The sequence below is a fragment of the Streptomyces sp. NPDC060002 genome (assembly GCF_042737245.1).
Classification (GTDB): Bacteria; Actinomycetota; Actinomycetes; order Streptomycetales; family Streptomycetaceae; genus Streptomyces.
The window spans coordinates 26,155-52,845 of the sequence record NZ_JBHWUW010000045.1 but is presented as its reverse complement, the minus strand read 5'-3'; the positions used below and the strand labels follow the sequence as shown (position 1 = coordinate 52,845).

The window sequence follows — 26,691 nt, the reverse complement described above, 5'->3', positions numbered from 1 at the left end:
GGAGCCGGAAGGTGAGTGGCATGACTGAGATCGCAACGGCGCGTCGCAGTCGCATCACACCCGAGCGCGAGGCCGAGCTGTACCGGGCCGTGCTCGACCTGCTCCGCGAGGTCGGCTACGACGCCCTCACCATGGACGCCGTCGCCACCCGCACCCGATCCAGCAAGGCGACGCTCTACCGCCAGTGGGGCGGCAAGGCCGAGCTGGTGGCGAAGGCGGTGCGGCACGACAAGCCGGGCGCCTCCGCCGGCGGTGTCGACACCGGATCGCTCCGAGGCGACCTGCACGCCCTCACCATGCGTTCGGACGACTGCGAGATGGAGCAGAACTCCGCGCTGATGCGAGGACTGGCCATGGCGATCCATGGCAGCCCGGACCTCCTGAAGGCGTTCAAGGAACACCTCGTCGAGCCGGAGATGGCGGAGTTCCGCAAGGTGCTCCAGCGGGCGATCGACCGGGGCGAGGTCCGTGCGGACAACCCCGCGCTCGACTTCGTGCCGCACATGATGATCGGCGCGTTCGCCGCCCGCACCATGCTCGACGAACAACCGCCGACGCAGGCCTTCCTCCTCTCGTACATCGACGCCGTGGTCCTCCCTGCCCTCGGCGCCTCCACCACCACCTGACCGTCCCCACGGTCCGCCCATCCTGACGTCACCGCTCACGTCGTCGGGCCGATCACCCCTGCCCTCCCCGCCGGGTTGGTCAACCCTGCCCTTGGGGCCTTGAGTCCCCACACCACGACCTGACCGGGAGTACGCCTCCGTGGCCACGTTCCTTTACAAACTCGGCCGGTTCGCCTTTCGGCGCCGCCACTTCGTCGCCCTGATATGGGTGGCCCTGCTGACCCTCGCCGGCGTCGGCGCCGCCTCCGCGCCCGCCGCCGGCACGACCTCCTTCTCCATCCCGGGTGTCGAGGCCCAGAAGGCCTTCGACCTGCTGGAACAGCGTTTCCCCGGAGCCAGCGCCGACGGCGGGACCGGACGCATCGTCTTCAAGGCGCCCGAGGGCCAGAAGATGACGGACGCCGCCAACAAGGCGACCGTCGAGAAGACCGTCAAGGCGCTCGGCGACGGCTCCGAGGTCGTCTCCGTCACCGACCCGTTCACGACGAACGCGGTGAGCAAGGACGGCACGGTCGCCTACACGTCGGTGAAGTACGACGCCCCCGGCATGGAGCTGAAGGACTCGACCAGGGACGCCCTCGAGACGGCCGGCGACGAGGCCCGCGCCACCGGACTGACCGTGGACGTCGGAGGTGACGCCCTGCAGGCAGGGGCCGAGCCCGGTGCGATCGGCGAGGTCATCGGTCTCGCGATCGCCGCCGTCGTCCTCGTCATCACCCTGGGCTCCCTGGTCGCGGCCGGACTGCCGCTGCTGACGGCGATCATCGGCGTCGGCATCGGCGTCTCCACCATCACCGCCCTCGCCAAGGCGCTCGACCTCGGCGACACCACCTCCACCCTCGCGCTGATGATCGGCCTCGCGGTCGGCATCGACTACGCGCTGTTCATCGTCTCCCGCTACCGGAGCGAACTGGCCGAGGGCCGCGACCGCGAGGAGGCGGTCGGCCGCGCCACCGGCACCGCCGGCTCGGCGGTGGTCTTCGCCGGCCTCACGGTCGTGATCGCCCTGGCGGGCCTCGCGGTCGTCAACGTGCCGATGCTGACCAAGATGGGCCTCGCGGCGGCCGGCACGGTCGTGGTGGCCGTCCTCATCGCGCTGACCATGATCCCGGCGCTGCTCGGATACGCCGGCAAGAAGGTCAAGGCCACGGGCGAGAAGCGCAGGCCGACCGGCGAGAAGACCGGTGACAGGACCGGCGGGGAGGGCCGGCCGGGCAAGCAGGCCAAGCCCGGCCCGGGCGTCCGCTGGGCGAGCTTCGTCATCCGCCGTCCGGCCGCCGTGCTGCTGCTCGGCGTGGTCGGTCTGGGCGCGGTCGCCGTCCCCGCCACCCAGCTGGAGCTGGGCCTGCCAGACGACGGCTCGCAGCCGACGTCCACGACGCAGCGCCGGGCGTACGACCTGCTGTCGGAGGGCTTCGGCCCCGGTTTCAACGGTCCCCTGATGATCGTGGTCGACGCCAGGAACAGCGACGACCCCAAGGCGGCGGCCACCACGGTGACCGACGGGATCAAGGACCTCGAGGACGTCGCGACGGTCACCCCGGCGATGTTCAACAAGGCCGGCGACACCGCCACGATCACCGTGATACCGGGCTCCAAGCCGTCCTCGACCCAGACCGAGGACCTGGTGCACGCCATCCGTGACCAGGGCGTCGACGTCAGGGCCGAGACGGGCGCGCAGGTGCTGGTCACCGGTACCACCGCGATGAACATCGACTTCTCGCAGAAGCTCAACGACGCGCTGATCCCGTACCTGGGCCTGGTCGTCGGTCTGGCCTTCCTGCTGCTGATCGTGGTCTTCCGCTCCATCCTGGTCCCGCTGAAGGCGGCCCTCGGCTTCCTGCTCAGCGTGCTCGCCGCGCTCGGCGCCGTGGTCGCGGTCTTCCAGTGGGGCTGGCTCAGCGGCCTGATCGGCGTCGAGGAGACCGGCCCGATCATGTCGATGATGCCGATCTTCATGGTGGGCGTGGTCTTCGGCCTCGCGATGGACTACGAGGTGTTCCTCGTGACCCGGATGCGGGAGGCGTACGTCCACGGCGAGAGCCCGAGCCAGGCCATCGTCACCGGCTTCCGGCACAGCGCCAAGGTGGTGGCCGCAGCCGCGATCATCATGATGGCCGTCTTCGGCGGCTTCATCAGCTCCACCGAGTCGATGATCAAGATGATCGGCTTCGGCCTCGCGATCGCCGTCTTCTTCGACGCGTTCATCGTGCGCATGGCGATCGTGCCGGCGGTGCTGGCCCTGCTCGGCAGGAAAGCCTGGTGGCTGCCGAAGTGGCTGGACCGCGCCCTGCCCAACGTGGACGTCGAGGGCGAGGGCCTGAAGACCCAGGCCGACGCCGCCTCGTCCCGGGACGGCGACGAGGACCGGGAACTGGTACGCGCCTGACGTACCGGTCCACCTGAAGACCGCCGGTGAGGGCTCCGTGGGGACGGGGCGCCCTCACCGGCTTCCTTTCCACCGTCGGCCAGGGTCGGGGTCATCGTCATGCCGGGCCGCCGTCGTGATCCTTCTCAGCACTTCGCACGCGCTCGTGCGGGACGTACGTCGGCTCCGCGCGGGGCCGGCATCGTGAGGCGGGACAACCCGCTCGCGTGCCCCGTACACCGACCGCTAGCGTGCCGTGCATGACGACGACAGCCGCGCATCCCCGATTCGCCGAGGCGCTGCGGGAACTGGGCCTCGACCAGCTGCACACCCGGGTCCGCCGCTTCCCCGAGGCGACCCGGACCGCCGCCGAGGCCGCCGCCGCGATCGGGTGCGAGCTGAGCCAGATCTGCAAGTCGCTGATCTTCGCGGCGGACGGGGTGCCGGTGCTGGTGCTGATGGACGGGGCCTCGCGCGTCGACCTGGAGCTGGTACGCAGGGAACTCGGCGCGCGGAAGGTGACCCGGGTCGCCGCCGACGTCGTACGGGAGACCACCGGGTACGCGATCGGGGGCGTGCCGCCCTTCGGGCACCGGACGCGGACGCGGGTGCTGGCCGACCGGAAACTGCTCGCGCACGACATCGTGTGGGCCGCCGCCGGGAACCCGCACGTCGTCTTCCCCATGGCGCCCGGAGACCTCGTCGAACACGCCGACGCCACCCTCGTGGACGTGCGCGAGCACACCGCGTGACCCCGCTGGTCACCACGGCCGTCCTGTTCGCCGCGATCACCCACGCCAGCTGGAACGCCATCGCCCACCGGATCACCGACAAACTCGTCGGGTTCACGCTGATCGCCGGCGGCGGCATGCTCATCGGGCTCGCGATGGTGCCGTTCACCGCGTTCCCGGCGGCCCGCGCGTGGCCGTACCTGCTGTCCTCCGCGCTGATCCACATCGCCTACTACGTGCTGCTGATGCGGTCGTTCCGGCTCGGCGACTTCGGGCAGGCCTACCCCATCGCGCGCGGCTCCGCGCCGCTCGTCGTCACCGTCCTCGCCGCCGTCTTCGCGCACGAGGTGCCGGACGGCTGGGCGGCCGCCGGTGTCGCGCTGTCCTGCGCCGGGCTGACCGGCGTCGCCCTGTGGGGACTGCGCGGCCGGCGGCCGAACTGGGCGGCGATCAGTGCCGCGCTGGCGACCGGGCTGACCATCGCCGCGTACACCGTCGTCGACGGGCTCGGCGTGCGCGCCTCCGGGTCCTCCCTGGGGTACATCGCCTGGCTGATGGCCGTGCAGGGGGCCGTCATCCCGGCGTACGCCGTCCACCGCTGGCGCGGGCGGACCCTCGCCGTGCTGCGCCCCTACGCCGCCCTGGGCCTCCTCGGCTCCGCGCTGTCCGTCCTCGCGTACGCGCTCGTCCTGTGGGCGCAGACCCGCGCCGAACTGGCGCCGATCGCCGCGCTGCGGGAATCGTCGGTCATCGTCGGGGCGGCCATCGGCGCGCTGTTCTTCAGGGAACGGTTCGGCGCGCCCCGGCTCGTCGCCGCCGGACTCCTCGTCGTCGGTATCGGCCTGATGCTGCACACCGGCTGAGCCACCCGTCCGTCTCGTCCGTCTCCCCTCCCCTCCCTCTCTTTCCTCTCCTCCGTCTTCTCCGCTCGTCCGGCGGCCGGCTGGTTAGGGTGAGGTCATGCCCGAGACGACAGCGTTCGGCCCCGACGAACTCGACGCGTATCTGCGGCGGATCGGCTGGGAGGGGGAACGCCGTGCCGACGCGGCGACCCTGCGGGGTGTCCACCTGGCCCACAGCCGCGCCATCCCCTTCGAGAACCTGGACCCGCTGCGCGGCACGGTCCCCTCGCTCGCCCCCGCGGACCTGATCGCCAAGCTGGTCCGGGGCGGCCGGCGCGGCGGCTACTGCTACGAGCACAACATGCTGTTCGCGACCGTCCTGGAGGCGCTGGGCTTCGGAGTGACCCTGCTGACGGCCCGGGTCGTCGTGGGCGCGCAGCGGTTCGAGGACCGGCCCCGCACCCATATGGCGCTCCTCGTCGAGGTTGCCGGCGACCCGCGGCCGTACCTCGCCGACGTCGGTTTCGGCGCCCGGGGAGCCCTGCTCGAAGCCGTCCCGCTCACCGCGGACGCCGAGTTCCACGACGCGGGCCGCCGCCATCGCCTCGTCCACGCCCCGCACCGCGGCCCGCTGGAGCTGTGGGTGCTCCAGGCGAACGGGGCGCACGCGGCGAACGGGGTGCCCAAGGCGCCTGAGGCAGCCGGGGTGGCCGAGACAGCCGGGGCGGTCGGGGCGGTCGGGGTGGCCGGGGTGGCTGGTGCGGCCGGGGTGCCGGAGACGGCCGAGGCGCCCGAGACGGCCGGGGTGGCCGAGGGGCTCGAGACGGCCGGGGCGGCCGGGGTGGCCGAGACGGCCGGGGCGGCCGAGACAGCCGGGGTGCCCGAGACGGCCGGGGTGGCCGACGGGGGTGCCTGGCAGGCGCAGTACGCCTTCACTCTCGAACCGTTCGAGCGGCCCGACTTCGAAGTGATCAACTGGCACATCGCCACCAACCCCCGCTCACCGTTCAGCAGCCGCGCCTACGTCCAGCGCAGCACGCCCGACCGCCATCTCCTCCTCGACGGCCCGCTGCTCACCGAGACCCACGCCGACGGCTCCGTCAAGCGGCGCGAGCTCACGGACGAGACGGAGGCGCGTCGGGTCCTCGACGAGGAGTTCGGCATCGCCGTGCCGGACGGGACGCGGCTGCTGCCCTGAGCCGACTGGGTGCGTCCGTCCGCTCTCAGGAGCACTCTGGAAGGAGGACTTCCGGAGGTGACCTCATGACCACTATGCACACCACTGTCGGATGGCATGTCGAGCTGGAGTTCGAGGAGGATGGCCGGCACACACGCGCGGTCGCGCTGGTACGCCTGCCCGACGGGACCGAGATCAGGACCCAGGGGCATGCCACCCGGCACAACGTGGACATCGACCAGCCACGGGTCGGCGAGGAGATCGCCGGCGCCCGCGCCCTCAACGAGATAGCCATGCGGTTGCTGACCAAGGCCCATGTGGAGATCGACGACGACTCGGGCCGCAGGTCGCACTCGATCAACGTGTGAGCGCGTGAGAGCCTCAGCGTCCGGCGGCCAGGGCCGTCCGCACCGCCCGCAGCAGCGCCTGCGCGCGCGGGTCAGCCGTCACGCTCGTCCGGAAGCCGTTGGTGACATAGCCGAAGGCGACCCCCGACTCGGGGTCCGCGAGGCCGAGCGCGCCCCCGCGGCCCGGGTGCCCGAAGGAGGTGGGGGACAGCAGCGGGGACGCGGCTCCGTGCAGCATGGGGCCGAGGCCGAACCGGGTGTTCACGACGAGCACCCTGTCCGGGCCCGAGGACTGCTCGCCGCGCGCCAGTTCCACCGTCTCCGGCCGCAGCAGCCGCACCCCGCCCGCCACCTCGCCGATCAGCGACGCGTAGAAGCGGGCCAGGCCGTCGGCGGTGGCGATGCCGTTGGATGCGGGGAGCGCCGCGGCCCGGTAGGCGGGGTCGTTCTCGTCGGGGAGCGGGGTGATCGCGGCGAAGGCGCGGCGGGTGAGCGAGTCGGGATCGGCGTAGGCGGCGACGACGGCCGGCTTGGGCCGGGTCCGCAGCGCCCCGCTCTGCGCGGGCGCGTCCACCTGCCCCACGCGCCCCACTCGCGCGCGCTGCGCCTGCGGCAGTCCGAGCCACAGGTCGGCCCCCACGGGCCCGGTGATCTCGTCGGCGATCCACTCGCCGATGGTCCTCCCGGTGATCCGCCGCACCAGCTCGCCGGTCAGCCAGCTGTATGTCTGCGCGTGGTAGCCGTGGTCCGTCCCGGGCTCCCAGGCCGGTGCCTGCGCCGCCACCGCCGCCGCGCCGAGGTCGGGGTCGGCGGCTTCGGCGGGGGTCAGCGGCCGGTCCAGCACGGGTACGCCGGCGCGGTGCGCGAGCAGGTGCCGCACGAGCGTCCGCTCCTTGCCCGCCGCCTTGTACTCCGGCCAGTACGCCCCCACGGGCGCGTCCAGGTCCAGTTCCCCGCGCTGGTGCAGCAGCAGCAGCGCGGCGGCGGCGACGCCCTTGGTCGCCGACCGCACGATCTGCGCGGTGCCCTGTTCCCAGGGCGCCCCGTCGGCGGCGCCGGCCCCGCCGTCGACGTCTCGTGTGCCGCCCCACAGGTCGACGACCTTGTGCCCGTCCCGGTAGACGGCCACCGCCGCGCCCCGGTCCCCGAGCATCTCGAAGTTGCGGACGAACGCCTCCCGGACCGGCTCGAAGCCCTCGGCCACCGCACCGCTCACGTTCACGCCCGCCACGCCCTCTCGAAGATCGCCTTCAACTCCTGGGGGAACACCCCCGTCGAGCCTGCGATTCCTTCGTTCCGCTAGCCGAGAATGATCGTTACGTCGATGTTGCCGCGGGTGGCGTTCGAGTACGGGCAGACCTGGTGCGCCGCGTCCACCAGCTTCCCGGCGAGTTCCGGGTCGAGTACGGGGAGCGAGACGCTGAGCGCGACGGCGAGCCCGTAGCCCTTGGTCTTGTTGGGGCCGATCCCGACCTTCGCCGCCACCGTGGACCCGGTGAGGTCGAAGCCCGCGCGGTTGCCGACGAGGATCAGCGCGTTGTGGAAGCAGGCGCTGTAGCCGGCCGCGAAGAGCTGCTCCGGGTTGGTGCCGTTGCCGTCGCCGCCCAGCTCCGGCGGCATCGCCACCTTCAGCCCGATCTGGCCGTCCTGGCTGGTCACGTACCCGTCGCGGCCGCCGTGGGCGGTCGCCTCGGCGACGTATGTGATCTTCGTCGGACGGGTGTCGACGGTGTGGACGCCGTCGACGGCGCTGCCTTCGGTCACGGCGGGACCTCCCCCGGGAACTTGCCCAATTGCTTTGCCCAATTACATCGTGCACAAGGTACCGGCCGGTAGGTAGGCGCTCGCTTACCAGGGGGGTGGTAACCGGGGGTAACTTCAACCGACGAGACGGCAACCGGGCTGCGGCGGGACGGCGGCCGGGCTGCGGTGAAACGGCGGCCGGACGGCGGCCGGGCTGCGGCCGGGCTGCCATGAGGTCGTTGCGGGCGTTGCGGGGGCAGGCGAAGTCGTCACGGGCGGCCGCGGGGTTCAGCGGGTGCGGTCCGCCGCGCCCTGCGCCCGTTCCGCGAGCCCCCACAGTTCCTCGCGCAACCGCGTGACCTCGGCCGTCCCGAGCCCCGTCGTCGCGAGCAGGGTGCCGGGTACGCGCTCCGCGCGCCCCTTCAGCTCCTGGCCGCGCCCGGTGCACGCGACGAGCACCGAGCGCTCGTCCCGCGCCGAGCGCTCCCGGCGCACGAGCCCCGCCGCCTCCAGTCGTTTCAGCAGCGGCGACATCGTGCCGTAGTCGAGGCGCAGGGCCGTGGCCAGCTCCTTGACGGTCGTCTCACCGCGCTCCCACAGGACCAGCAGCACGAGGTACTGGGGGTAGGTGAGCCCCAGTTCGTCCAGGAGCGGCCGGTAAGCGGCTGTCACCGCGCGCTGGGCCGCGTACAGCGCGAAGCACAGCTGCTCGTCGAGGAGCAGCGTGCCGTCGGCGGTGGGTGCCTCGTTCGTCACGCGCCCATTGTTGCGGAGCGCGGGTCGAACCCGAAGGGCAACTCCAGGCGATGGGCGCGCATGAGGGCGTCGTCGGCGAGCAGACCGCCGGTCCGGCCGTCCGCCGCGATCACGCCCTCACTGAGGATGAGGGCGCGCGGGCACAGCTCCAGGGCGTACGGCAGGTCGTGCGTGACCATGAGTACGGTGACGTCCAACGACCGCATGATGTCGGCCAGCTCACGGCGCGAGGCGGGGTCGAGGTTGGAGGACGGCTCGTCCAGGACGAGGATCTCCGGCTCCATCGCGAGCACCGTGGCGACGGCCACCCGGCGCCGCTGGCCGAAGGACAGGTGGTGCGGCGGACGGTTCTTGAACTCCGCCATGCCGACCTGCTCGAGCGCGTGGTCGACCCGCGCCTCCAGAGCGGCCCCCTTCAGCCCGGCCGCCGCCGGTCCGAACGCCACGTCCTCGCGGACCGTCGGCATGAACAACTGGTCGTCCGGGTCCTGGAAGACGATGCCGACCTTGCGGCGGATCTCGGCCATGTGCTGCTTGCCGACGGGCAGCCCGGCCACCGTCACGGTGCCCGCGCCGCCGGTCAGGATGCCGTTGAGGTGCAGCACGAGGGTCGTCTTGCCGGCGCCGTTGGGGCCGAGCAGCGCGACCCGCTCGCCCCGTGCGACGGAGAAGTCCACGCCGAACAGGGCCTGGTGGCCGTCGGGGTAGGCGAAGGCCAGGCCGGCCACTTCCAGGGAGGGCGAGGGCGGCACGGCGGGCGTCACGGCGTCAGTCACAGGGACCATCCCAACACGCAGACCAGGAGGGCGGCGAACGGGAGGGTCAGCGCGTACGACCACTGTGCCCGCGACGCGGTCACCTCGTCGATCACCGGCATCGAACCGGCGTACCCCCGGCTGATCATGGCCAGATGTACGCGCTCGCCGCGCTCGTAGGAACGGATGAACAGCGCGCCCGCCGACTTCGCGAGCACCCCCCAGTGCCGTACGCCCCGCGCCTCGAACCCGCGCGACTCCCGGGCGATCCGCATGCGCCTCATCTCGTCCGTGATGACGTCGCCGTAGCGGATCATGAAGGACGCGATCTGCACGAGCAGCGGCGGCAGCCGCAGCCGCTGGAGGCCGAGGAGCAGTTCACGCAGCTCCGTGGTGGACGCCAGCAGGACGGAGGCGGCGACGCCCAGGGTGCCCTTCGCGAGGACGTTCCAGGCGCCCCACAGGCCGTTGACGCTGAGCGACAGGCCGAGGACGTCCACCCGCTCGCCCTCCGCCACGAACGGCATCAGCACCGCGAACGCGACGAACGGCACCTCGATCAGCAGCCGTTTGAGCAGGAAACCGGCGGGCACGCGCGCGTGGTGCGCGGCGAAGGCCAGCAGGACGGCGTACAGGCCGAACGCCCACATCGCCTCGCGCGGCGTCGACACCACGACCACCACGAAGGCGAAGACGGCGGCGAGCTTGGTGTGCGGCGGCAGGCCGTGCACGGGCGAGTGCCCGTGCCGGTAGAGCCGGTGCGCGTGTCCTGCGCCCATGACGTCAGACGTTCTCTACGGCCGTCGGTGACACGTCGTCACCCGTCCGGCGCCTGCGCACCGCCCAGAACACCGCGCTGCCCGCGACGACGGTCGTCCCTACGCCGATCACGCCCGCGAGACCGCCGGACAGCCGGGCGTTCGTCACGTCCTCGACGCCGTAGTCGGCGAGCGGGGAGTCGGCGGACGCGTGCTTCTCGGCCTTCGCGTCGATGCCCTTGTCGGCGGCGACCTTCTCCAGGCCGTCGGGGTTCGCGGAGGCGTAGAAGCTGACGAAGCCGGCCAGGACGAGGGAGGTGACCAGACCCGTCACCCACAGCGTGCGCCGCGAGGTGCGCGCCGCCACGGGTGCCGTGCGTGCGCCGGCCGGCGCCTCCTCGGCCGCCGGAGCGTCGACGAGCTCGCCGTGCACCCGCAGCTGGAGCTTCTGCCGCAGATCGCGCGCGCCGTGGACGAGATCCGGCCGTACGGCGACGACGGCGCCCACGGTCAGCGCGGTGATCACGGCCTCGCCGATGCCGATCAGCACATGCACGCCGATCATCGCGGTCGCCACCTTGCCGATCGACACGTCGGTGGTGCCGCCGATCCAGTAGATGAGCGTGAAGGCCACGGCGGCGGCGGGCACGGACAGCACGGCGGCGACGAAGGACGCGGCCGTGATGGACCGGCGGCCGCGGGGCAGCACCTTCACCAGGCCGCGGAAGACGGCGTACGCCACGACGGTCGTCACGATCGCCATGTCGGTGATGTTCACGCCGAGCGCGGTCAGACCGCCGTCGGCGAAGAGGATGCCCTGCATCAGCAGGACCACGGACACGCACAGGACGCCTGTGCAGGGGCCCACGAGTATCGCGGCGAGCGCGCCGCCGAGCAGATGGCCGCTGGTCCCCGCCGCGACGGGGAAGTTCAGCATCTGCACGGCGAAGATGAACGCCGCCACCAGGCCGGCCAGCGGCGCGGTGCGGTCGTCGAGCTCGCGGCGCGCGCCGCGCAGGCTCACGGCGATGGCGCCGGCTGCGACGACTGCGGTCACGGCGGAGGTCGGGGCGTCGATGAATCCGTCGGGTACGTGCACCCGTCGATGATAGTGGCTTAATGCGAACGGTTCGCAAGAGCGAGCAGGTTGTCTCTTCGCGCTCGTGGCAGGTCCGTACCGGTGGCGCGCACCGGACCCCGTGTATCGCACATGTGAGATATGCCTGCGCGGAGGAGCGCAATCCGCAAAATATGCGACATTGGAAGGGGAGTGGACGCACAGCTTCCGTACAGGTCACGCTGCGTGAGAGGGTCGGCCGATGTCCGTAGTCGAACAGTACGCGCGAGCCCACATCGTCACCGACGCCGACCAGGCCGAGGAAGAACGCAAGGCCGTACCCGTCGTCCTGCGCTATGACCCCGAGGACCCCCGAGCGGTTCGTGTCGGGCTGCCCGACCGGCGCGAGTGGACGTTCTCCCGCGCCCTCCTCGAACAGGGGCTGCGCGCCCCGACCGGTACCGGCGAGGTACGGGTGTGGCCGTGCGGGCGCGTCCAGACCGTCGTCGAGTTCCACTCCCCGCACGGCGTCTCGGTCGTCCAGTTCGAGTCGAAGACGCTGGTGCGGTTCCTGCGCCGCACCTATATGGCGACGGCGCAGCAGCCCGTCACGCACTAGCCGGGGATCGGGTCGGCGGGCGTTGCGGCCGGGGTGTCAGTCGCCCATGCGCAGCAGTGACGCCACGATCGGTCCGGCCGTGTCGCCGCCGTGCCCGCCCGCCTGTACGACGCCCGCGGCCGCGAGGTCGCCTCGGTAGGCGGTGAACCAGCCGTTGGGCTTGTCCTGGTTGTCGACCTCGGCCGAGCCCGTCTTGGCGCCGTAGTCGGGGCCCAGACCGGACATCGCCTCGGCGGCGGTGCCGGCCGCGGCGGTGTAGTTCATCAGCTCCCGCAGCTGCGACACCGTGGACGACGACATCGTGCGCGAGGCCGTCGCCAGCGTGCGGTCGTCCACGGACGGGGCGACCAGATACGGCTGGTGGAAGGCGCCCGCCTTCACGGTGGAGGCGACCGAGGCCATGTTCAGCGGGTTCATCCGGACCCCGCCCTGACCGATCAGCGACGCCGCCATCTGGGCCGCCGACTGCACCGGCACCGAGCCGTCGAAGGACGGGACGCCGATCGCCCAGTCGTTCATCGACAGACCGAAGACCTGCTGCGCCTGCTTGGTCAGGCTGTCGTTGTCCAGCTCGGGCGCCTGGCTGATGAAGGCGGTGTTGCAGGATCGCGCGAAGCTCGCCTTGAAGGTGCCGCCGGTGATCTGGAAGTCGTCGTCGTTGTGGAACTTCCAGCCGCCGTAGGTGAACGTCTTCGGGCAGGGGTGCGTCTTGTCCGCCGACGCCAGGTCCTTCTCGATGAGGAGCGACGAGGTGATGACCTTCATCGTGGAGCCGGGCGCGAGCGAGCCGTTGAACGCGGTGTTGAAGCCGTGGCTCGCGTTGGCCACCGCGAGGATCTCGCCCGTGGAGGGGCGCATCACGACGACCGACGAGCGCGCGGTCTTCGCCACCTGCTGCTCGGCGGCCGCCTGGAGGGTAGGGCTCAGCGTGGTCCTCACGGTGCCCGGAGTGCCCTTGCTGAGCTCCAGCAGCGTCTTGTCGGAGGCCTTCTTCGCCTTCGACGCCTTGCCGCGGACGACCTGGAGCTCCACGCCCGCCTTGCCGCCCGCCTTCTTGCCGTACTTCTCCCGCAGCCCGTCCAGGACCGGCTCCAGGGAGGGGTACCGGGCGGCGGTGAGCTCGCCGCCCGCGCTGTCGACGGCCTTGACCGGCGGAGTGCCGGACTCACCGGTGACGAGCGTGTCGCCGTCCTGGAGGTCCGGGTGGACTACGGACGCGTGCCAGTCGACCTGCGCCTTGCCGTTCCTCGGGTTACGGACGACGGTGAGCGTGCTGTCGTACGTGAGCGGCTTGCTGACGCCCTTGTACTTCACCGTGCCCTTCACGGAGAACGGGACCTTGGCCCCGGCGGCCTTGCCGGCGGTGAGGGTGACGCCCGTGACGTGCGCGTCCTTGGTGTAGCCGGTCAGGAGGGCGGTGGCGGCCGCGGAGTCGTCCGTGGCGGCGGCCGCCCCGGACACCTTGCCCTGCTGCCAGGCCGTCAGGAACCGGGTGGCCGTGCTCTTCGCCTCGGTCGCCGACGGCGCGTCGGCCCTGACCCGCGGTACCTGCTTGCCGTTGGCCGCCGCGGCCGACCCCTCGTCGGCCGCCGCTCCGCCGCCGTACAGCGCGTAGACGCCGATGCCCGCCCCGCCCACCACGACGGCGATCATCCCGCCGGCGACGGCGGGCCGCCGCTTCTTGCGCCGCTCTTCGACGCGCCTTCTCTTGCCCACTGCCAGATCCTCCGGATCCCCAGGGGCTTCCCCCCAGCCCAGCCGCCCTCGTTGCCCTCACTGACCCCAACGACGGCTACTACCCTAGAGTCCCGTCCTGTGAGGGTGACGTCACGTGTGACGTCAGCCACCGTGCCGTCGGTCACTGTGCCGTCAGTCACCGTGCCGTCGGTCACTGTGCCGTCGGTCACCGTGCCGTCGGTCACCGTGCTGTCGGCGACCGTCCCGCCGGTTCAGCCCGCCCGCAGCACGTCCACGACGATCGGGCCGGACGCGTCGACTCCGTGACCGCCGTCCTGGGTCATCGCGGCGGCCGCGACATCACCCCGGTACCCCGTGAACCAGCTGTCCGACCTGTTCTGCCCGTCGACCTCGGCGGAGCCGGTCTTCGCGCCGATCCGGCCGCTCAGCCCGGCCATCACCTCGGCCGCGGTGCCGCTGGTCGCGGTGCGGTTCATCATGGAGCGCAGTTGCCGCACGGTGCTCGACGACAGGCCACGCGCGTGTGCCGGTTCGCGGCCGTCGAGGCTGAGCGGCACGATCACCGGCTGCCGGAAGGCGCCCGTCATCGCGGTCGCCGTGACCGACGCCATGTTCAGCGGGTTCATCTGGACCTGGCCCTGGCCGATCAGACCGGCCGCGGTGTCCGGGCCGCCGGCGGCCGGGACGGAGCCGTCGAAGGACGGGACACCGGTCTGCCAGTCGAGTCCGATCCCGAAGCGGTCCCGGGCCTCGTTCGTCAGCGAGTCGACCTTCACCTCGTCCGCGAACTTCACGAACGCCGTGTTGCAGGAGCGGGCGAAGCTCTCGGCGAGGGTCGCGTTCTCGTTCGGCTTCATGCCGGTGATGTTCTGGAAGGTCTGGCTCTCGGAGACGGCCGAGGGCGGACAGGGCGCGGGGCCGTTCGCGGTGGTGAGGCCGTTGTCGATGAGGGTGGCCGCGCTGACGATCTTCATGGTGGAGCCGGGAGCGACCTCCCCCAGGAACGCGGCGTTCCAGCCGTCGGTCCGGTTGTTGGCGACCGCCAGCACCTCACCGGTGCTCGGCTTGACGGCCACCACCGACGACTGGTTGTACTTCTGCACCGCCTTCTCCGCGGCCGCCTGCACGTCGGCGCTGAGGGTGGTGGGCACCTTGCCCGCCTTGCCCTCGGCGAGAGTCAGCAGCGGGGTGTCGGCGGTGTCCTGGGTGGCGTGTCTGATCGCCAGCTCGACGCCCGCCGTCCCGCCCGCCTTGCTCCCGTACTTGGCGCGCAGCTGGTCCAGGATCGGCCCCAGGGAGGGGTACTTCTCCTTGGTGAGCACCTTGCCGTCACGGTCCACGGCCTCGATGGTCGGCGCCGCCGACGAGCCCGTGACCAGGGTGTCGTCCATGGACTTCAGCTCGGGGTGGACGACCGACGGCGCCCAGTCCACCAGCGCCTTACCGGTGGTGACGCCCCGTACGACCGTCAGCTCGCTCTTGTAGCCGAGCGGCTTGGACTTCCCTGCGTACGACACCGTCGCCTTGACCGAGAACGGCACGCTGTCGCCCACCGCGGCGCCCGGTGTGATCTTCACGCCGGTGATGTGCGCCGACTGGCCGTAGGAGGCCAGCAGGGGCTCGGCCTTCTCCGCGTTGTCGGTGAGACCGGCGGCCACCGCGGCCTGCCCCTTCTCCCAGGCCGCGAAGAACTCGGCGCTCGTGTCCTTCACCTCGGACCCGCTGGGCGGCCCGGTCTTCACGACCGCCGGATCGCCGCCCCCCGCCCCGTCGCCCCCGCCCCCGTTCAGCGCGTTCACGATGTTGAAGGCCCCGTACCCGGCCCCGCCCACCATCACCGCGAAGACCGAGCCGACTACGGCTGCTTTGGCCCCCTTGCGCATGTTCGCCCTCCCCGTTGTCCCCGTCACTGTCCCCGCGGGGCTTTCTGAACGCGTTCAGAAAGGTCCCCTCGGCCTCACAGTAAGCGGAAAGGGTGGAGCGTGGGGCGAGAGTTGCCGCAATCGTTAGACCCACGTATCCAGCCACATACGTGAACGCCAGTCGTCGATCGGGATGGCCTGCCTGTCACTGTGACGCCTCCGGGGTCCCGCATGTCACGCCGATGAAGGCCGATCGGGCGCACCGTCCGCCTTCGGCCAGGGCTGTGTACGCACCCTTGGTGTCGCTGCACAGCGCGCCGCCCGCTGAACGGGCCGTGTCGCACAAGCGCCACGAGTCGCTGCGGCGCGCCCCTGTGTGCGGATGGGCATGCGGCCGGAGCCGGCGCGGTGCGGTCTTGTCAGGGCGGAACGTTGCCGGTGAGATGGGGCAGGCACAGCATGCGAAGTGGGCGATATCCGGCAAGGGGGAACTGGTGCGAGATCCGTTGTCGGGGGACGGCGCGCGTAATCAGGTGTCGGGCGTGGGTGCGGGTGCTGTACAAGGACGGGACTTCCAAGGCAACACGATCCATCTGCATTCCGGCGGGGCGCAGACGCCGAGGCCTCGTCAGCTGCCGCGTGACGTCTCCTGCTTCACGGGGCGGCGCCGCGATATGTCGGCCCTCGACTCACTGCTTGACGAGTCGACATCGCGGTCCGTCACCATGATTGTCTCCGCTATCGCGGGGGCGGCCGGCGTGGGGAAGACGGCGCTCGCCGTCCACTGGGCGCATCGGGTGAGGGACCGGTTCCCCGATGGGGATCTGTATGTGAATCTTCAGGGATATGGCCCGGGCAGGCCGCTTCTGCCCGGGGACGTGCTCGACGGATTTCTGACTGCCCTGGGTACGGCGCCCGAGCGCATCCCGCGGGAGGTCGAGTCGCGGGCGGCCATGTTCCGCACGCTGGTGGACGGACGGCGGATGCTGATCGTTCTCGACAACGCCAACAGTGCCGAGCAGGTACGCCCCATGCTGCCCGGTTCGCGGGGGCCGCTGGTCGTGATCACAAGCCGTAGTCGGCTGGCCGGACTCGTCGCCCGCGACGACGCGTTCCGAGTCCACCTGGATCTGCTGGCCCCGGATGAGGCAAGCATGCTGCTGGGCAAGATCGTCGGCCCGGACCGCATTGCCGCCGAGTCGGAAGCGGCCATACGCATCGCCCAATTCTGTGCGCACCTTCCACTGGCACTGCGGATCACGGCCGAGTATTTGGCGGCACATCCGCGTAGGCCGCTTGCCGAACTTGCGCAGACTCTCGCCGGCGAGGACAACCGGTTGGATGTCTTGGCTGCCGGCGATGACGAGACGACTGCGGTGCGCAACGTGTTCTCTTGGTCATATCGCGCTCTTCGCCCTGAACTGGCCCGTACTTTCAGACTCTCGGGTCTGCATGCCGGTCCTGATATGTCCATCGACGCCATCGCGGCGCTGACCGGAACGGGTACGGTCGCCACGCGCAGACTTGTTGACGGAGTGGCGGCCGTTCATCTCATTGAAGAACCCGCCGACGGCCGTTATCGATTCCACGACCTGCTACGGGTCTACGCCGGCGAGCGCGCCATCGCGGACGAGTCGGGGGCGGCCCGTAAGGAGGCCGTGGAGCGAGTGCTCCTGTGGTATTTGCACGCCACTTCGGCGGCCAGGACCGTGCTCACGGTCGGCCGGCCCCGGACCCCGCTCATGTTGCCCTCCGAATTCGGCCTCCCACCCGCTTCCGCTCCTGTATTCACAGGTCACAGGGAGGCGTTGGCGTGGTGCGATGCCGAACTGGCCAACATTGAGGCGGCGATAGGGCAAGCCGCAGAGGAAGGTCGCGACGACGTGGCCTGTTGGCTGCCTGTGGTACTTCAGCCGTACTTCCAGCGCCGAAATCCCTTCCGTGCCTGGGTCGCCACTCATACGGCCGGCCTCGACGCCGCCCGGTCGGTGAACGACGCTCAGGCAGAGGCCGAACTGAACCGGGGTATCGGGGGCGCCTACTACTACCAGGGCCGTTTCGAGGAATCGTATGAGCACCAGCGCCGGGCTCTCGACGGCTATCGGGCGCTGGGCTGGGATGGGGAGATCATACTGGTCAACCTGGGGAGCGTCTGCGCCGCTCTGGAACGATACGACGAATCCTTCGTCCATCTCCGCGAGGCATTGGGCCTGTCCCGCAGGACCGGTCACCGCAATGCGGAGGGATTCGCTCTCCAGAGCATGGGGGCAACCTGCCAGCGGCTGAACAGGTTCGAGGAGTCGGTACCCTACTGCAGAGACGCCGCCGAAGTGTTCCGCGAGACGGGTGACCGTTTCGGTTTCGGTATTGCTCTGGCCCGGCTGGCCTATGCCTTCTTACGGCAGCGCAAAATGCCCGAGTCGATCGACTGCTTGAGGCAGGCGCTCGGTAATTCCCGCGACATCGGGGACCATCCTGGCGAGGCGTGGCTCCTTGAGACCCTGGGGACCGCCACGTACGAGATCGGTCAGAAGGAATCGGCACTGGAGAACTGGCGGGACGCGCTCCGTCTCTACGAACGGCTGCTGGACAACGACGGTGCTGCCCGCGTCCGTACGCAGCTCTCCGGTCCTGCGGTCCCGCTGACCACTCCGCTTCCGCGCCTATGAGGCACCCGGTGGCGCGGACGGGGGAACAGGAGGGTGAGAAGGGTCGGATCCAGTGACGAACGAGTTCCCGGAGAAGTTCCTGCCTTGCAGCACTGGCCCGTGAAAGGTGCCTCCGCTGATGGCGTTGTGCGTGCCACCGGCACCCGCATCCACGAGCTTCGCCTGCTCATGCCATCGCTGTAGCGCCAGGTGGAAGTCTGTGTCCACGGCCGCCCGTACTGCCAGCACGGTACTGAGTGCCTGGGCGTGGGCCAGATCGCCCGGCGTTCGAACCAGTCGCGCCAGTTCGGCTTCACCCGAGCTCACTGCCGGAGCACCAGAGTCCTCGGCTCGTCGGAACGGACGCCGCACCAGCGAGCCGAGGCCGGCCCACGCTTGCCGACCGACTTCCCCGCCGGCGCCACCCGCCAACGCCGCGAGCAATCCCACCGACACCGGATCCACGCTGCACCACCTCTCTTATCTGTGCATTCACCACAAGTGGACCACCCCAGTGAGGAGGGCATGGCCCAGTCCGGTCATCTGTCGGCCGAAGGGGTCGCGAGGGCGGGTGCGATGGAGTTGTGCGCCGCAGTCTGCGGTGGCCACGAACCCGGGCCGCCTCCGGGGCCCCTGAGGAGGCCCGGAGAGGCCGTCAACGGCCGACGATGACCACGACGACTGAATGCCAGTCGTGGTCATCGTGGTGTGTCAGCCCAGCTAGACCCACGTATCGAGCCACATTCGCGAGCGCCAGTCGTCGATCGGGATGGCCTGGCCGGTGTACAGGGGCCAGAAGTAGACGAAGTTCCAGGCGATGAGGAGGACGAGGACGCCCGCGCCGGTGGCGCCTGCCACGCGGCGGGTGTCGGTGGAGCCCGGTGGGCCGACGAGCGCGCCGATCATCATCGCCACCGCCAGGCACAGGAAGGGCAGGAAGACGACGGCGTAGAAGAGGAAGATCGTGCGTTCCTGGTACATGAACCACGGCAGGTAGCCGGCCGCGATGCCGCAGACGATCGCGCCGGCCCGCCAGTCGCGGCGGAAGAGCCAGCGCCACAGGACGTAGGCGAGCGCGAAGCAGGCCGCCCACCACAGCAGCGGGGTGCCGATCGCGAGGACCTCGCGGGCGCACTTCTCGCCCGCGTCGGTCGGGCAGCCGTCCGCGCCGGGGGCGGGGGACTCGTAGAAGTACGAGACCGGGCGGCCGAGGACGAGCCAGCTCCACGGGTTCGACTGGTACGTGTGCGGCGAGGTGAGGTGGGTGTGGAACTCGTAGACCTCGTGCTCGTAGTGCCACAGGCTGCGCCACCAGTCGGGGAACAGCCAGGTCCAGTCGCCGCCCTTGCCGTCGGTGGCGGCCCAGTTGCGGTAGTAGCCGCCCTTGCCGTCGGCGGCGGACAGGATCCAGCCGGTCCACGACACCAGGTAGGTGGCCAGCGCGACCGGGACCGTGGCCAGGAACGCGAAGCCCGTGTCGCGCTTCAGCACCGCCAGGTACGGGCGGCGGGCGCCCGCCACCTTGCGGGAGCCGACGTCCCACAACACCGCCATCAGGCAGAACGCGACCAGGATGTAGAGGCCGTTCCACTTCGTGCCGATGGCCAGGCCCAGCATCAGGCCCGCCCCCCAGCGCCACGGGCGCAGGCCCAGGCGGGTGGTCTCCGCGATGTGCGGGTCGGGGCGGTAGCGGCCGTCCACGTCGGGTGGGAGCGCGGCGGCGAGTTTCTCGCGTGCCTTGTCCCGGTCGACCACCAGGCAGCCGAACGCCGCCAGTACGAAGAACATCAGCACGCCGTCGAGCAGCGAGGTGCGGCTCATCACGAAGGCGAGCCCGTCGACCGCCATCAGGGCGCCCGCCAGACAGCCCAGGAAGGTGGAGCGGAAGATCCGGCGGCCGATCCGGCACAGCAGCAGGACACTGAGCGTGCCGAGCACCGCCGTCATGAACCGCCAGCCGAACGGGTCGAACCCGAAGAGCAGTTCGCCCAGCCCGATCACGTACTTGCCGACCGGCGGATGCACGACGTAGGCCGCGTCCGCCGGGATCGTGACGTGCCCGCCGGAGGAGAGGATGACGTCGTTGGCGTTCTTGTCCCAGTTGACCTCGAACCCGCGGTGGACGACCGCCCACGCGTCCTTGGCGTAGTACGTCTCGTCGAATATCACCGCCTTGGGGCTGCCCAGGTGCCAGAAGCGGAGCACGCCCGCCAGCAGCGTGACCAGCAGCGGACCGCCCCAGGACGACCAGCGCCCGATCCGGTCAGCCCACACGGGCGGAAGGCCCAGCGCCTGCCACAACCGGGGGCTGGGCTGCGCGAACGGCGGCACCAGCCGCTCCCGGACGTCGGCGGAGGGCTCCGCCGTGTATCCGAAACGGCGCAGCCGTTGCTGCCACGACGGCCGCTGATCGGGCGGCGTCCGGCCCTGCCGGTAGTCCGTGGAGTCCATGGAGGACGCGGTACTGGTCACCGCGCCATCGTAGGGAACAGGTCTGTGTGAGTCCCGTGCATGGGCCCTAACCGGCCTGGTCGATCGAGTGGGGCCCGGCCCTGCGAGGATGGAAACGTGACAGCTACGCCCGGAATCCTCGTTCTTGCCGGTACTCCCATCGGTGACGTGTCCGACGCCCCGCCCCGGCTCGCCGAGGAGCTGGCCGGCGCCGACGTGATCGCCGCCGAGGACACGCGCCGGCTGCGGCGGCTGACCCAGGCGCTCGGGGTGACGCCCAAGGGGCGTGTCGTCTCCTACTTCGAGGGCAACGAGTCCGCCCGTACCCCTGAGCTGGTCGTGGAGCTGGTGGGCGGCGCGCGGGTGCTGCTCGTCACCGACGCCGGGATGCCGTCGGTCTCCGACCCCGGGTACCGGCTGGTCGCCGCGGCCGTGGAGCAGGACATCCGGGTCACCGCCGTCCCCGGGCCGTCCGCGGTGCTCACCGCGCTGGCCCTGTCCGGGCTGCCCGTCGACCGGTTCTGCTTCGAGGGGTTCCTGCCGAGGAAGGCGGGGGAGCGGCTGTCCCGGCTGCGGGAGGTCGCGCAGGAACGCCGGACCCTCGTGTACTTCGAGGCCCCGCACCGGCTCGACGACACCCTCGCCGCGATGGCCGAGGTGTTCGGCGCGGACCGGCGGGCCGCCGTGTGCCGGGAGCTGACGAAGACGTACGAAGAGGTGAAGCGCGGTCCGCTCGGCGAGCTGGCGGAGTGGGCGGCCGAGGGCGTGCGGGGCGAGATCACCGTCGTCGTCACCGGGGCGCCCGAGCGCGGGCCCGAGGAGTTCGACGCGGCGGAGCTGGTGCGGCGGGTGCGGGTGCGCGAGGAGGCGGGCGAGCGCCGTAAGGAGGCCATCGTGGCGGTGGCGGCGGAGGTGGGGCTGCCGAAGCGGGAGGTGTTCGACGCGGTGGTGGCGGCGAAGAACGCCGGGGAACTGTGACCGCCGTCAGCGCAAAGCCGTGGCGGTGCGGCGGTGCGGCGGTGTGACGGTGTGGCGGTGCGGCGGTGTGACGGTGTGACGGTGGGGCGGTGGGACGGTTGTTGCTCGGGTGTTGTGAAGGGACTCACACCCCCTCTGAGCAGGGCGCATGTCGTCTGAGCGTGCGCCCCATGCGCGGGCAAAGGGCACCGGGCGTTGTGGCAAGGGACGCCCAAATCGGCTTCAACAGTGCACAGGTCGAGTGCATTCGCTCCGGGTGAGGCGTCCACTGGATGACGGGACTCGACCCGTCCCACCGGCGGACCACAGGAGCGGTCATGAGTGAGATCACAGGGCAGACCGGCCTCCGCGGCGGCGCGAGCGCCGTCGTCAACGAGTCGTACTCCTTCGCCTGCATGCGTTGTGGGCACGGCTGGGAGCAGGCCTTCGAGATAGAGCACCACACCGACGCCGACGGTCACGAGTTCGTCCTCTACGTGGCGAACGGGCGGGTCGTGCCGTCGCCGCTCAGTCGCCCCGCGTGCCAGAACTGCGACGGGCACGTCGTGCGCATCATGCGGGCGGGGCAGGTGTCGTCGGTGCTCAGCGCGGCCCGTCCGCACAAGGCGTCCCCGGCGGGACCGGTCCGGGCGCCGGTCGCGGCGGCCGGGGAGCCGTCCGACCCGCAGTCCGACCCGCAGTCCGAGGTGCCGCAGCAGCACCACTGGCACCTGTCCGACCTTCTGCACCCGTTCCGCAAGGCGAGCTAGCCGGCCGGACAGGGAGGGCGTGCCCCTTCCGTAGGATCGGGGCATGCCTTCGAACGCCGACAAGAGCGCCGCGCCGCCGCTTCCGGCCCCCCTCGGGGTGCCGGTCGCCGACTCCCACACCCACCTCGACATGCAGTCGGGCACGGTGGAGGAGGCCCTCGCGAAAGCCGCGTCGGTCGGTGTGACGACGGTCGTCCAGGTCGGCTGCGACGTACGGGGTTCCCGGTGGGCGGCCGAGACGGCGGCGGCCCACGGCAGTGTCCACGCCGCGGTCGCCCTGCATCCGAACGAGGCGCCGCGCATCGTGCACGGGGACCCCGACGGATGGTCCCGCCAGGGCGCGCGGACGCCGGGCGGCGCGCAGGCGCTCGACGAGGCGCTCGCCGAGATCGACCGCCTGGCCGCGCTCGCGCACGTCAAGGGCGTCGGCGAGACGGGACTCGACTACTTCCGCACCGGCCCCGAGGGCAAGGAAGCCCAGGAGAGCTCCTTCCGCGCCCACATCGAGATGGCCAAGCGGCACGGCAAGGCCCTGGTCATCCACGACCGCGACGCCCACGCCGACGTCCTGCGCGTCCTGAAGGAGGAGGGCGCCCCCGAGCGCACCGTCTTCCACTGCTACTCCGGCGACGCCGAGATGGCCGGGATCTGCGCCCGCGCCGGATACTTCATGTCCTTCGCCGGCAACGTCACCTTCAAGAACGCCCAGCAGCTCCGGGACGCCGTCGCCGTGGCCCCGCTGGAGCTGCTCCTGGTGGAGACCGACGCCCCCTTCCTGACCCCGGCGCCCTACCGCGGACGGCCCAACGCCCCGTATCTGGTCCCGGTCACGGTGCGCGCCATGGCCGCCGTACGGAACATCGACGAGGACACCCTGGCCACCGCCCTCGGCGCGAACACCGCACGCGCGTTCGACTACTGAGCGCATCCGGCACCCGTCGAACACAACTCTCGGTAGCCGTGCCACTTTGGAGAGTGACCGTCGCTCCGCTAGGTTCTGGGGGCCCGATCCGGACCCCTCCCCTGGAGTGTCGGCGTGAGCAACTCGCAGTACTTCGAGTACGAGCCGTACGGCGGTGGCGGGTCGTACGCCGACCTGCACAACGCCGAGACGATCGCGTACGGCGTGTACGCGGCGCCCGGGACGTACGACGACACGTACCGGCCCGCGTACGAGGCGTACGAGGCACCGCCCGAGCCTCCGGCGACCCTCCAGCTCCCCGAGCCGGTCCCGTTCGCCGAGCCGGTCCCGTTCGCCGGGGCCAGTCCCTACGCCGAGACGGTTCAGCTCGCCGGGGCCGCCCAGTACGCCGAGACCGTTCAGCTCGCCGGAGCCGCCCAGTACGCCGAGACGGTCCAGCTCACCGGCCCGGTGCTTCCCCAGCAGTCGCCGCTGCCGCGGCAGGACGCGGGACAGGACGCGGGGCGGGATGCGGGGCGGGCGGCGCGTCGGCGCAGGACGCGCTTCGCGGAGCGCCCGGAGTCCACGATCCGCCGGCTGGTCCCGCAGGCACTCGTCGTGGCCTTTCTGGCCGGCGGCACCACCGCCTTCGTCGCCGAGGACAAGGCGGTCGAGCTGACCGTGGACGGCAAGCCGCGCACGCTGCACACCTTCGCCGACGACGTGACCGAACTCCTCGCGGAGGAAGGCGTGCGGGTGGGCGCGCACGACGTGGTGGCGCCCGCCCCCGGTACCGCCCTCACCAGCGGCGAGGAGATCGCGGTGCAGTACGGGCGGCCCGTCCGGCTCACCCTGGACGGACACCGGCAGGAGGTGTGGACGACGGCGCACACCGTGCAGGAGGCGCTCCAGCAGCTCGGGGTGCGCGCGGAGGGCGCGTACATGTCCGTCCCGCGTTCCCAGCCGATCGGACGCGCGGGGCTCGCGCTGGACGTACGCACCGAACGCTCGGTCACGGTCATGGCCGACGGCCGGGCCCGCACCATCCGCACCAACGCGGCGACCGTGGGCGAGGCGGTGGCCGCGGCCGGGATCACCCTGCGCGGCCAGGACACCACGTCCGTCGCGTCCGGCAGCTTCCCGCGCGACGGGCAGACCGTCACCGTGCTGCGGATCACCGGCACCAAGGAGGTGCGGGAGGAGGCGATCCCGTACGACGTGCGCCGCACCGACGACTCCTCGCTGTTCAAGGGCACGGAGGTGGTGGAGCGGGCCGGACGGCCCGGCCTGCGCCGGATCACGTACTCCCTGCGCACCGTCAACGGCGTACGGCAGACACCGCGGCGGATCCGCGACGAGCTCGTGCGCGAACCGCGCGACCAGGTGGTGAAGGTCGGGACGAAGCCGCTGCCGGCGTCCGTGCGCGGCGCCGACGGCCTGGACTGGCGGAGCCTCGCGGTCTGCGAGTCGGGCGGCCGGCCGAACGCCGTCGACCCCTCGGGCACGTACGGCGGGCTGTACCAGTTCGACACCCGCACCTGGCAGAGCCTCGGCGGCAGCGGACGGCCCCAGGACGCCCCGGCGGCGGAACAGACGCTCCGCGCGAAGAAACTGTACGTGCGACGCGGGGCGAGTCCCTGGCCGCACTGCGGGACGCGGCTGCACGGATGAGAGGTGCGGCGGCGGACGGTGTCCGTGCGCCCCCGTACCCTTGTCCCGTGAGCACCAGCCCCGCCCCCGACGCCCTCCTGGGCCCCGCCGACATCCGTGAGCTGGCGGCGGTCCTCGGCGTGCGGCCCACCAAACAGCGCGGTCAGAACTTCGTGATCGACGCGAACACGGTCCGCCGTATCGTCCGCACCGCGGAGGTCCGGCCCGACGACGTGGTCGTCGAGGTCGGCCCCGGGCTCGGCTCCCTCACCCTGGCGCTGCTGGAGACCGCCGACCGGGTCACCGCCGTCGAGATCGACGACGTCCTGGCCGGCGCGCTGCCCGCGACGATCGCGGCGCGCATGCCCGAGCGCGCGGAGCGCTTCGCGCTGGTGCACTGCGACGCGATGCGGGTGACCGAACTGCCCGGCCCCGCCCCGACCGCGCTGGTCGCGAACCTGCCGTACAACGTGGCCGTGCCCGTGCTGCTGCACATGCTGGAGACCTTCCCGAGCATCGAGCGCACCCTCGTCATGGTCCAGTCGGAGGTCGCCGACCGGCTCGCCGCCGGGCCCGGCTCGAAGGTGTACGGCGTGCCGTCCGTCAAGGCCAACTGGTACGCCGAGGTCAAGCGGGCCGGCGCCATCGGGCGCAAGGTCTTCTGGCCCGCGCCGAACGTGGACAGCGGGCTGGTGTCGCTGGTGCGGCGGACCGAGCCGATCAGGACCACGGCGTCGCGGCGCGAGGTCTTCGCCGTCGTCGACGCGGCGTTCGCCCAGCGGCGCAAGACCCTGCGGGCCGCGCTCGCCGGATGGGCGGGCTCCGCGGCGCGGGCGGAGGAGGCCCTCGTGGCGGCCGGCGTCTCGCCGCAGGCGCGCGGCGAGGCCCTCACGGTCGAGGAGTTCGCCCGCATCGCCGAGGCCGCGCCGGACCGGGAGACACCCGCCGGATCCCCGGCCTCCCTCGCCTCCCCGGCCTCCCTCGGATCCCCGAAGCGGAAGGACTCCGAGTGAGCGTCACCGTGCGGGTGCCCGCCAAGGTCAACGTGCAGCTCGCGGTGGGCGCCGCCCGCGCGGACGGCTTCCACGACCTGGCGAACGTCTTCCTCGCGGTCGGCCTCTACGACCAGGTCACGGTGGCCCCGGCCGACGCGCTCCGCGTCACCTGCGAGGGCCCGGACGCCGGCCAGGTCCCCCTGGACCGTACGAACCTGGCGGCGCGGGCCGCGATCACGCTGGCCGAGCGGTACGGCCGTGCGCCCGACGTGCATCTCCACATCGCCAAGGACATCCCCGTCGCCGGGGGCATGGCGGGCGGCAGCGCGGACGGCGCGGGCGCGCTGCTGGCCTGCGACGCGCTGTGGGGCACCGGCGCCACGCGTGACGAACTCCTCGAGATCTGCGCAGAGTTGGGCAGCGATGTGCCGTTCAGCCTGGTCGGCGGGGCGGCCCTCGGTACCGGGCGCGGCGAGAAGCTGACGCCGCTGGAGGTCGGCGGCACGTTCCACTGGGTGTTCGCGATGGCCGAGCGGGGGCTGTCGACCCCGTCGGTGTTCCGGGAGTTCGACCGGCTGGCGGAGGGCCGGGACCTCCCCGAGCCGGTGGCCTCCCGGCACCTCCTCGACGCCCTGGCCGAGGGCGACCCGGACGCCCTCGCGGCCACCGTCTCCAACGACCTCCAGCCGGCCGCGCTGTCGCTCTTCCCCGAACTCGCCGACAGCCTCGCCGCGGGCCACGCGGCCGGCGCCCTCGCCACGCTCGTCTCGGGCTCGGGCCCGACCACCGCGTTCCTCGCCCGCGACACCGCCGCCGCGGAGAAGATCGCGGAGGCGCTGCGCACGTCGGGCACCTGCAGGAGCGTGCGGGTGGCGGCGGGACCGGCGCCGGGCGCGACGGTCGTGGGGGACCGGCCTTGACGCGGCCGCCCCGGTCGTCGGTCGCCAGGTCCCGGCCGTAATTCGGCTGCCCCGGGCGCC

General features: G+C 71.6%; 23 protein-coding genes. 14 read left to right on the top strand and 9 right to left on the bottom strand.

Annotated elements, in window-relative coordinates; translation table 11 throughout:
• Positions 1-20: 20 nt before the first annotated feature.
• The 6 genes from ACFWBD_RS30930 to ACFWBD_RS30905 all read left to right on the top strand — a co-directional run bounded on the left by ACFWBD_RS30930 (position 21) and on the right by ACFWBD_RS30905 (position 6,112).
• Positions 21-626: a TetR/AcrR family transcriptional regulator gene (locus ACFWBD_RS30930; RefSeq protein WP_385673934.1), complete on the top strand. Its 606-nt coding sequence runs from the start codon at positions 21-23 to the stop codon at positions 624-626.
• Between the two features lie 139 nt (positions 627-765).
• On the top strand, positions 766-3,015 hold the full coding sequence (locus tag ACFWBD_RS30925) for an MMPL family transporter (RefSeq protein WP_385673931.1): 2,250 nt from the start codon (positions 766-768) through the stop codon (positions 3,013-3,015).
• 239 nt (positions 3,016-3,254) lie between these two features.
• The gene (locus tag ACFWBD_RS30920; protein WP_385673928.1) at positions 3,255-3,746 is read left to right on the top strand and encodes a YbaK/EbsC family protein; all 492 of its coding nucleotides are present in this window, start codon (positions 3,255-3,257) and stop codon (positions 3,744-3,746) included.
• Positions 3,743-4,588: an EamA family transporter gene (locus tag ACFWBD_RS30915; RefSeq protein WP_385673925.1), complete on the top strand. Its 846-nt coding sequence runs from the start codon at positions 3,743-3,745 to the stop codon at positions 4,586-4,588. Before ACFWBD_RS30920 ends, ACFWBD_RS30915 begins: the two co-directional genes overlap by 4 nt.
• A gap of 97 nt (positions 4,589-4,685) precedes the next feature.
• Positions 4,686-5,765 (top strand): arylamine N-acetyltransferase, encoded by a 1,080-nt coding sequence (locus tag ACFWBD_RS30910; RefSeq protein WP_385673922.1) that lies wholly within the window; start codon positions 4,686-4,688, stop codon positions 5,763-5,765.
• A 74-nt stretch (positions 5,766-5,839) separates the two neighbouring features.
• Positions 5,840-6,112 carry a DUF1876 domain-containing protein gene (locus tag ACFWBD_RS30905; protein WP_385673985.1) on the top strand — a complete coding sequence of 91 codons (273 nt, stop codon included), beginning with the start codon at positions 5,840-5,842 and terminating at the stop codon, positions 6,110-6,112.
• Between the two features lie 13 nt (positions 6,113-6,125).
• On the opposite strand, the gene ACFWBD_RS30900 is transcribed toward ACFWBD_RS30905, so the two are convergent.
• The 6 genes from ACFWBD_RS30900 to ACFWBD_RS30875 all read right to left on the bottom strand — a co-directional run bounded on the left by ACFWBD_RS30900 (position 6,126) and on the right by ACFWBD_RS30875 (position 11,202).
• Complete coding sequence (locus ACFWBD_RS30900) at positions 6,126-7,313, bottom strand: serine hydrolase domain-containing protein (RefSeq protein WP_385673920.1); 1,188 nt, start codon at positions 7,311-7,313, stop codon at positions 6,126-6,128.
• Between the two features lie 77 nt (positions 7,314-7,390).
• On the bottom strand, positions 7,391-7,855 hold the full coding sequence (locus ACFWBD_RS30895) for an organic hydroperoxide resistance protein (protein WP_385673917.1): 465 nt from the start codon (positions 7,853-7,855) through the stop codon (positions 7,391-7,393).
• Positions 7,856-8,122: 267 nt separating this feature from the next.
• Positions 8,123-8,590 carry a MarR family winged helix-turn-helix transcriptional regulator gene (locus tag ACFWBD_RS30890; protein ID WP_385673914.1) on the bottom strand — a complete coding sequence of 156 codons (468 nt, stop codon included), beginning with the start codon at positions 8,588-8,590 and terminating at the stop codon, positions 8,123-8,125.
• Positions 8,587-9,375: an energy-coupling factor ABC transporter ATP-binding protein gene (locus ACFWBD_RS30885; protein ID WP_385673912.1), complete on the bottom strand. Its 789-nt coding sequence runs from the start codon at positions 9,373-9,375 to the stop codon at positions 8,587-8,589. Before ACFWBD_RS30885 ends, ACFWBD_RS30890 begins: the two co-directional genes overlap by 4 nt.
• Positions 9,363-10,124: a cobalt ECF transporter T component CbiQ gene (gene cbiQ, locus ACFWBD_RS30880; protein WP_385673909.1), complete on the bottom strand. Its 762-nt coding sequence runs from the start codon at positions 10,122-10,124 to the stop codon at positions 9,363-9,365. The genes ACFWBD_RS30885 and cbiQ overlap by 13 nt, the downstream gene beginning before the upstream one ends.
• Before the next feature lie 4 nt (positions 10,125-10,128).
• Positions 10,129-11,202: an energy-coupling factor ABC transporter permease gene (locus tag ACFWBD_RS30875; RefSeq protein WP_385673906.1), complete on the bottom strand. Its 1,074-nt coding sequence runs from the start codon at positions 11,200-11,202 to the stop codon at positions 10,129-10,131.
• A 220-nt stretch (positions 11,203-11,422) separates the two neighbouring features.
• On the opposite strand from ACFWBD_RS30875, the gene ACFWBD_RS30870 reads away from it, so the two are divergent.
• Positions 11,423-11,779, top strand: a complete 357-nt coding sequence (locus ACFWBD_RS30870; protein ID WP_385673903.1) for an SsgA family sporulation/cell division regulator — start codon at positions 11,423-11,425, stop codon at positions 11,777-11,779.
• 36 nt (positions 11,780-11,815) lie between these two features.
• Here the strand turns inward: ACFWBD_RS30870 and ACFWBD_RS30865 are convergent, their stop codons facing one another.
• Together ACFWBD_RS30865 and ACFWBD_RS30860 are read right to left on the bottom strand one after the other, a co-directional pair.
• The gene (locus tag ACFWBD_RS30865) at positions 11,816-13,495 is read right to left on the bottom strand and encodes a penicillin-binding transpeptidase domain-containing protein (protein ID WP_385673900.1); all 1,680 of its coding nucleotides are present in this window, start codon (positions 13,493-13,495) and stop codon (positions 11,816-11,818) included.
• A gap of 233 nt (positions 13,496-13,728) precedes the next feature.
• The gene (locus ACFWBD_RS30860) at positions 13,729-15,360 is read right to left on the bottom strand and encodes a penicillin-binding transpeptidase domain-containing protein (RefSeq protein WP_385673897.1); all 1,632 of its coding nucleotides are present in this window, start codon (positions 15,358-15,360) and stop codon (positions 13,729-13,731) included.
• A gap of 422 nt (positions 15,361-15,782) precedes the next feature.
• On the opposite strand from ACFWBD_RS30860, the gene ACFWBD_RS30855 reads away from it, so the two are divergent.
• Positions 15,783-18,008 carry an ATP-binding protein gene (locus ACFWBD_RS30855; RefSeq protein ID WP_385673894.1) on the top strand — a complete coding sequence of 742 codons (2,226 nt, stop codon included), beginning with the start codon at positions 15,783-15,785 and terminating at the stop codon, positions 18,006-18,008.
• Between the two features lie 699 nt (positions 18,009-18,707).
• Here the strand turns inward: ACFWBD_RS30855 and ACFWBD_RS30850 are convergent.
• On the bottom strand, positions 18,708-20,459 hold the full coding sequence (locus tag ACFWBD_RS30850) for a dolichyl-phosphate-mannose--protein mannosyltransferase (protein ID WP_385673891.1): 1,752 nt from the start codon (positions 20,457-20,459) through the stop codon (positions 18,708-18,710).
• A 96-nt stretch (positions 20,460-20,555) separates the two neighbouring features.
• On the opposite strand from ACFWBD_RS30850, the gene rsmI reads away from it, so the two are divergent.
• From rsmI to ACFWBD_RS30820, 6 genes are all read left to right on the top strand, one after another.
• Positions 20,556-21,416, top strand: coding sequence for a 16S rRNA (cytidine(1402)-2'-O)-methyltransferase (rsmI, locus tag ACFWBD_RS30845; RefSeq protein WP_385673888.1), 861 nt, complete (start codon positions 20,556-20,558; stop codon positions 21,414-21,416).
• 317 nt (positions 21,417-21,733) lie between these two features.
• Positions 21,734-22,165 carry a hypothetical protein gene (locus ACFWBD_RS30840; protein WP_385673886.1) on the top strand — a complete coding sequence of 144 codons (432 nt, stop codon included), beginning with the start codon at positions 21,734-21,736 and terminating at the stop codon, positions 22,163-22,165.
• A 43-nt stretch (positions 22,166-22,208) separates the two neighbouring features.
• Positions 22,209-23,087 (top strand): TatD family hydrolase, encoded by an 879-nt coding sequence (locus ACFWBD_RS30835; protein ID WP_385673883.1) that lies wholly within the window; start codon positions 22,209-22,211, stop codon positions 23,085-23,087.
• Between the two features lie 114 nt (positions 23,088-23,201).
• Positions 23,202-24,737, top strand: a complete 1,536-nt coding sequence (locus tag ACFWBD_RS30830; protein WP_385673880.1) for a ubiquitin-like domain-containing protein — start codon at positions 23,202-23,204, stop codon at positions 24,735-24,737.
• A complete protein-coding gene (gene rsmA / locus ACFWBD_RS30825; protein WP_385673877.1) occupies positions 24,734-25,729 on the top strand; it encodes a 16S rRNA (adenine(1518)-N(6)/adenine(1519)-N(6))-dimethyltransferase RsmA in 996 nt (331 codons plus the stop codon). Before ACFWBD_RS30830 ends, rsmA begins: the two co-directional genes overlap by 4 nt.
• Positions 25,726-26,631, top strand: a complete 906-nt coding sequence (locus tag ACFWBD_RS30820) for a 4-(cytidine 5'-diphospho)-2-C-methyl-D-erythritol kinase (protein WP_385673875.1) — start codon at positions 25,726-25,728, stop codon at positions 26,629-26,631. The genes rsmA and ACFWBD_RS30820 overlap by 4 nt, the downstream gene beginning before the upstream one ends.
• Positions 26,632-26,691 lie beyond the last annotated feature (60 nt).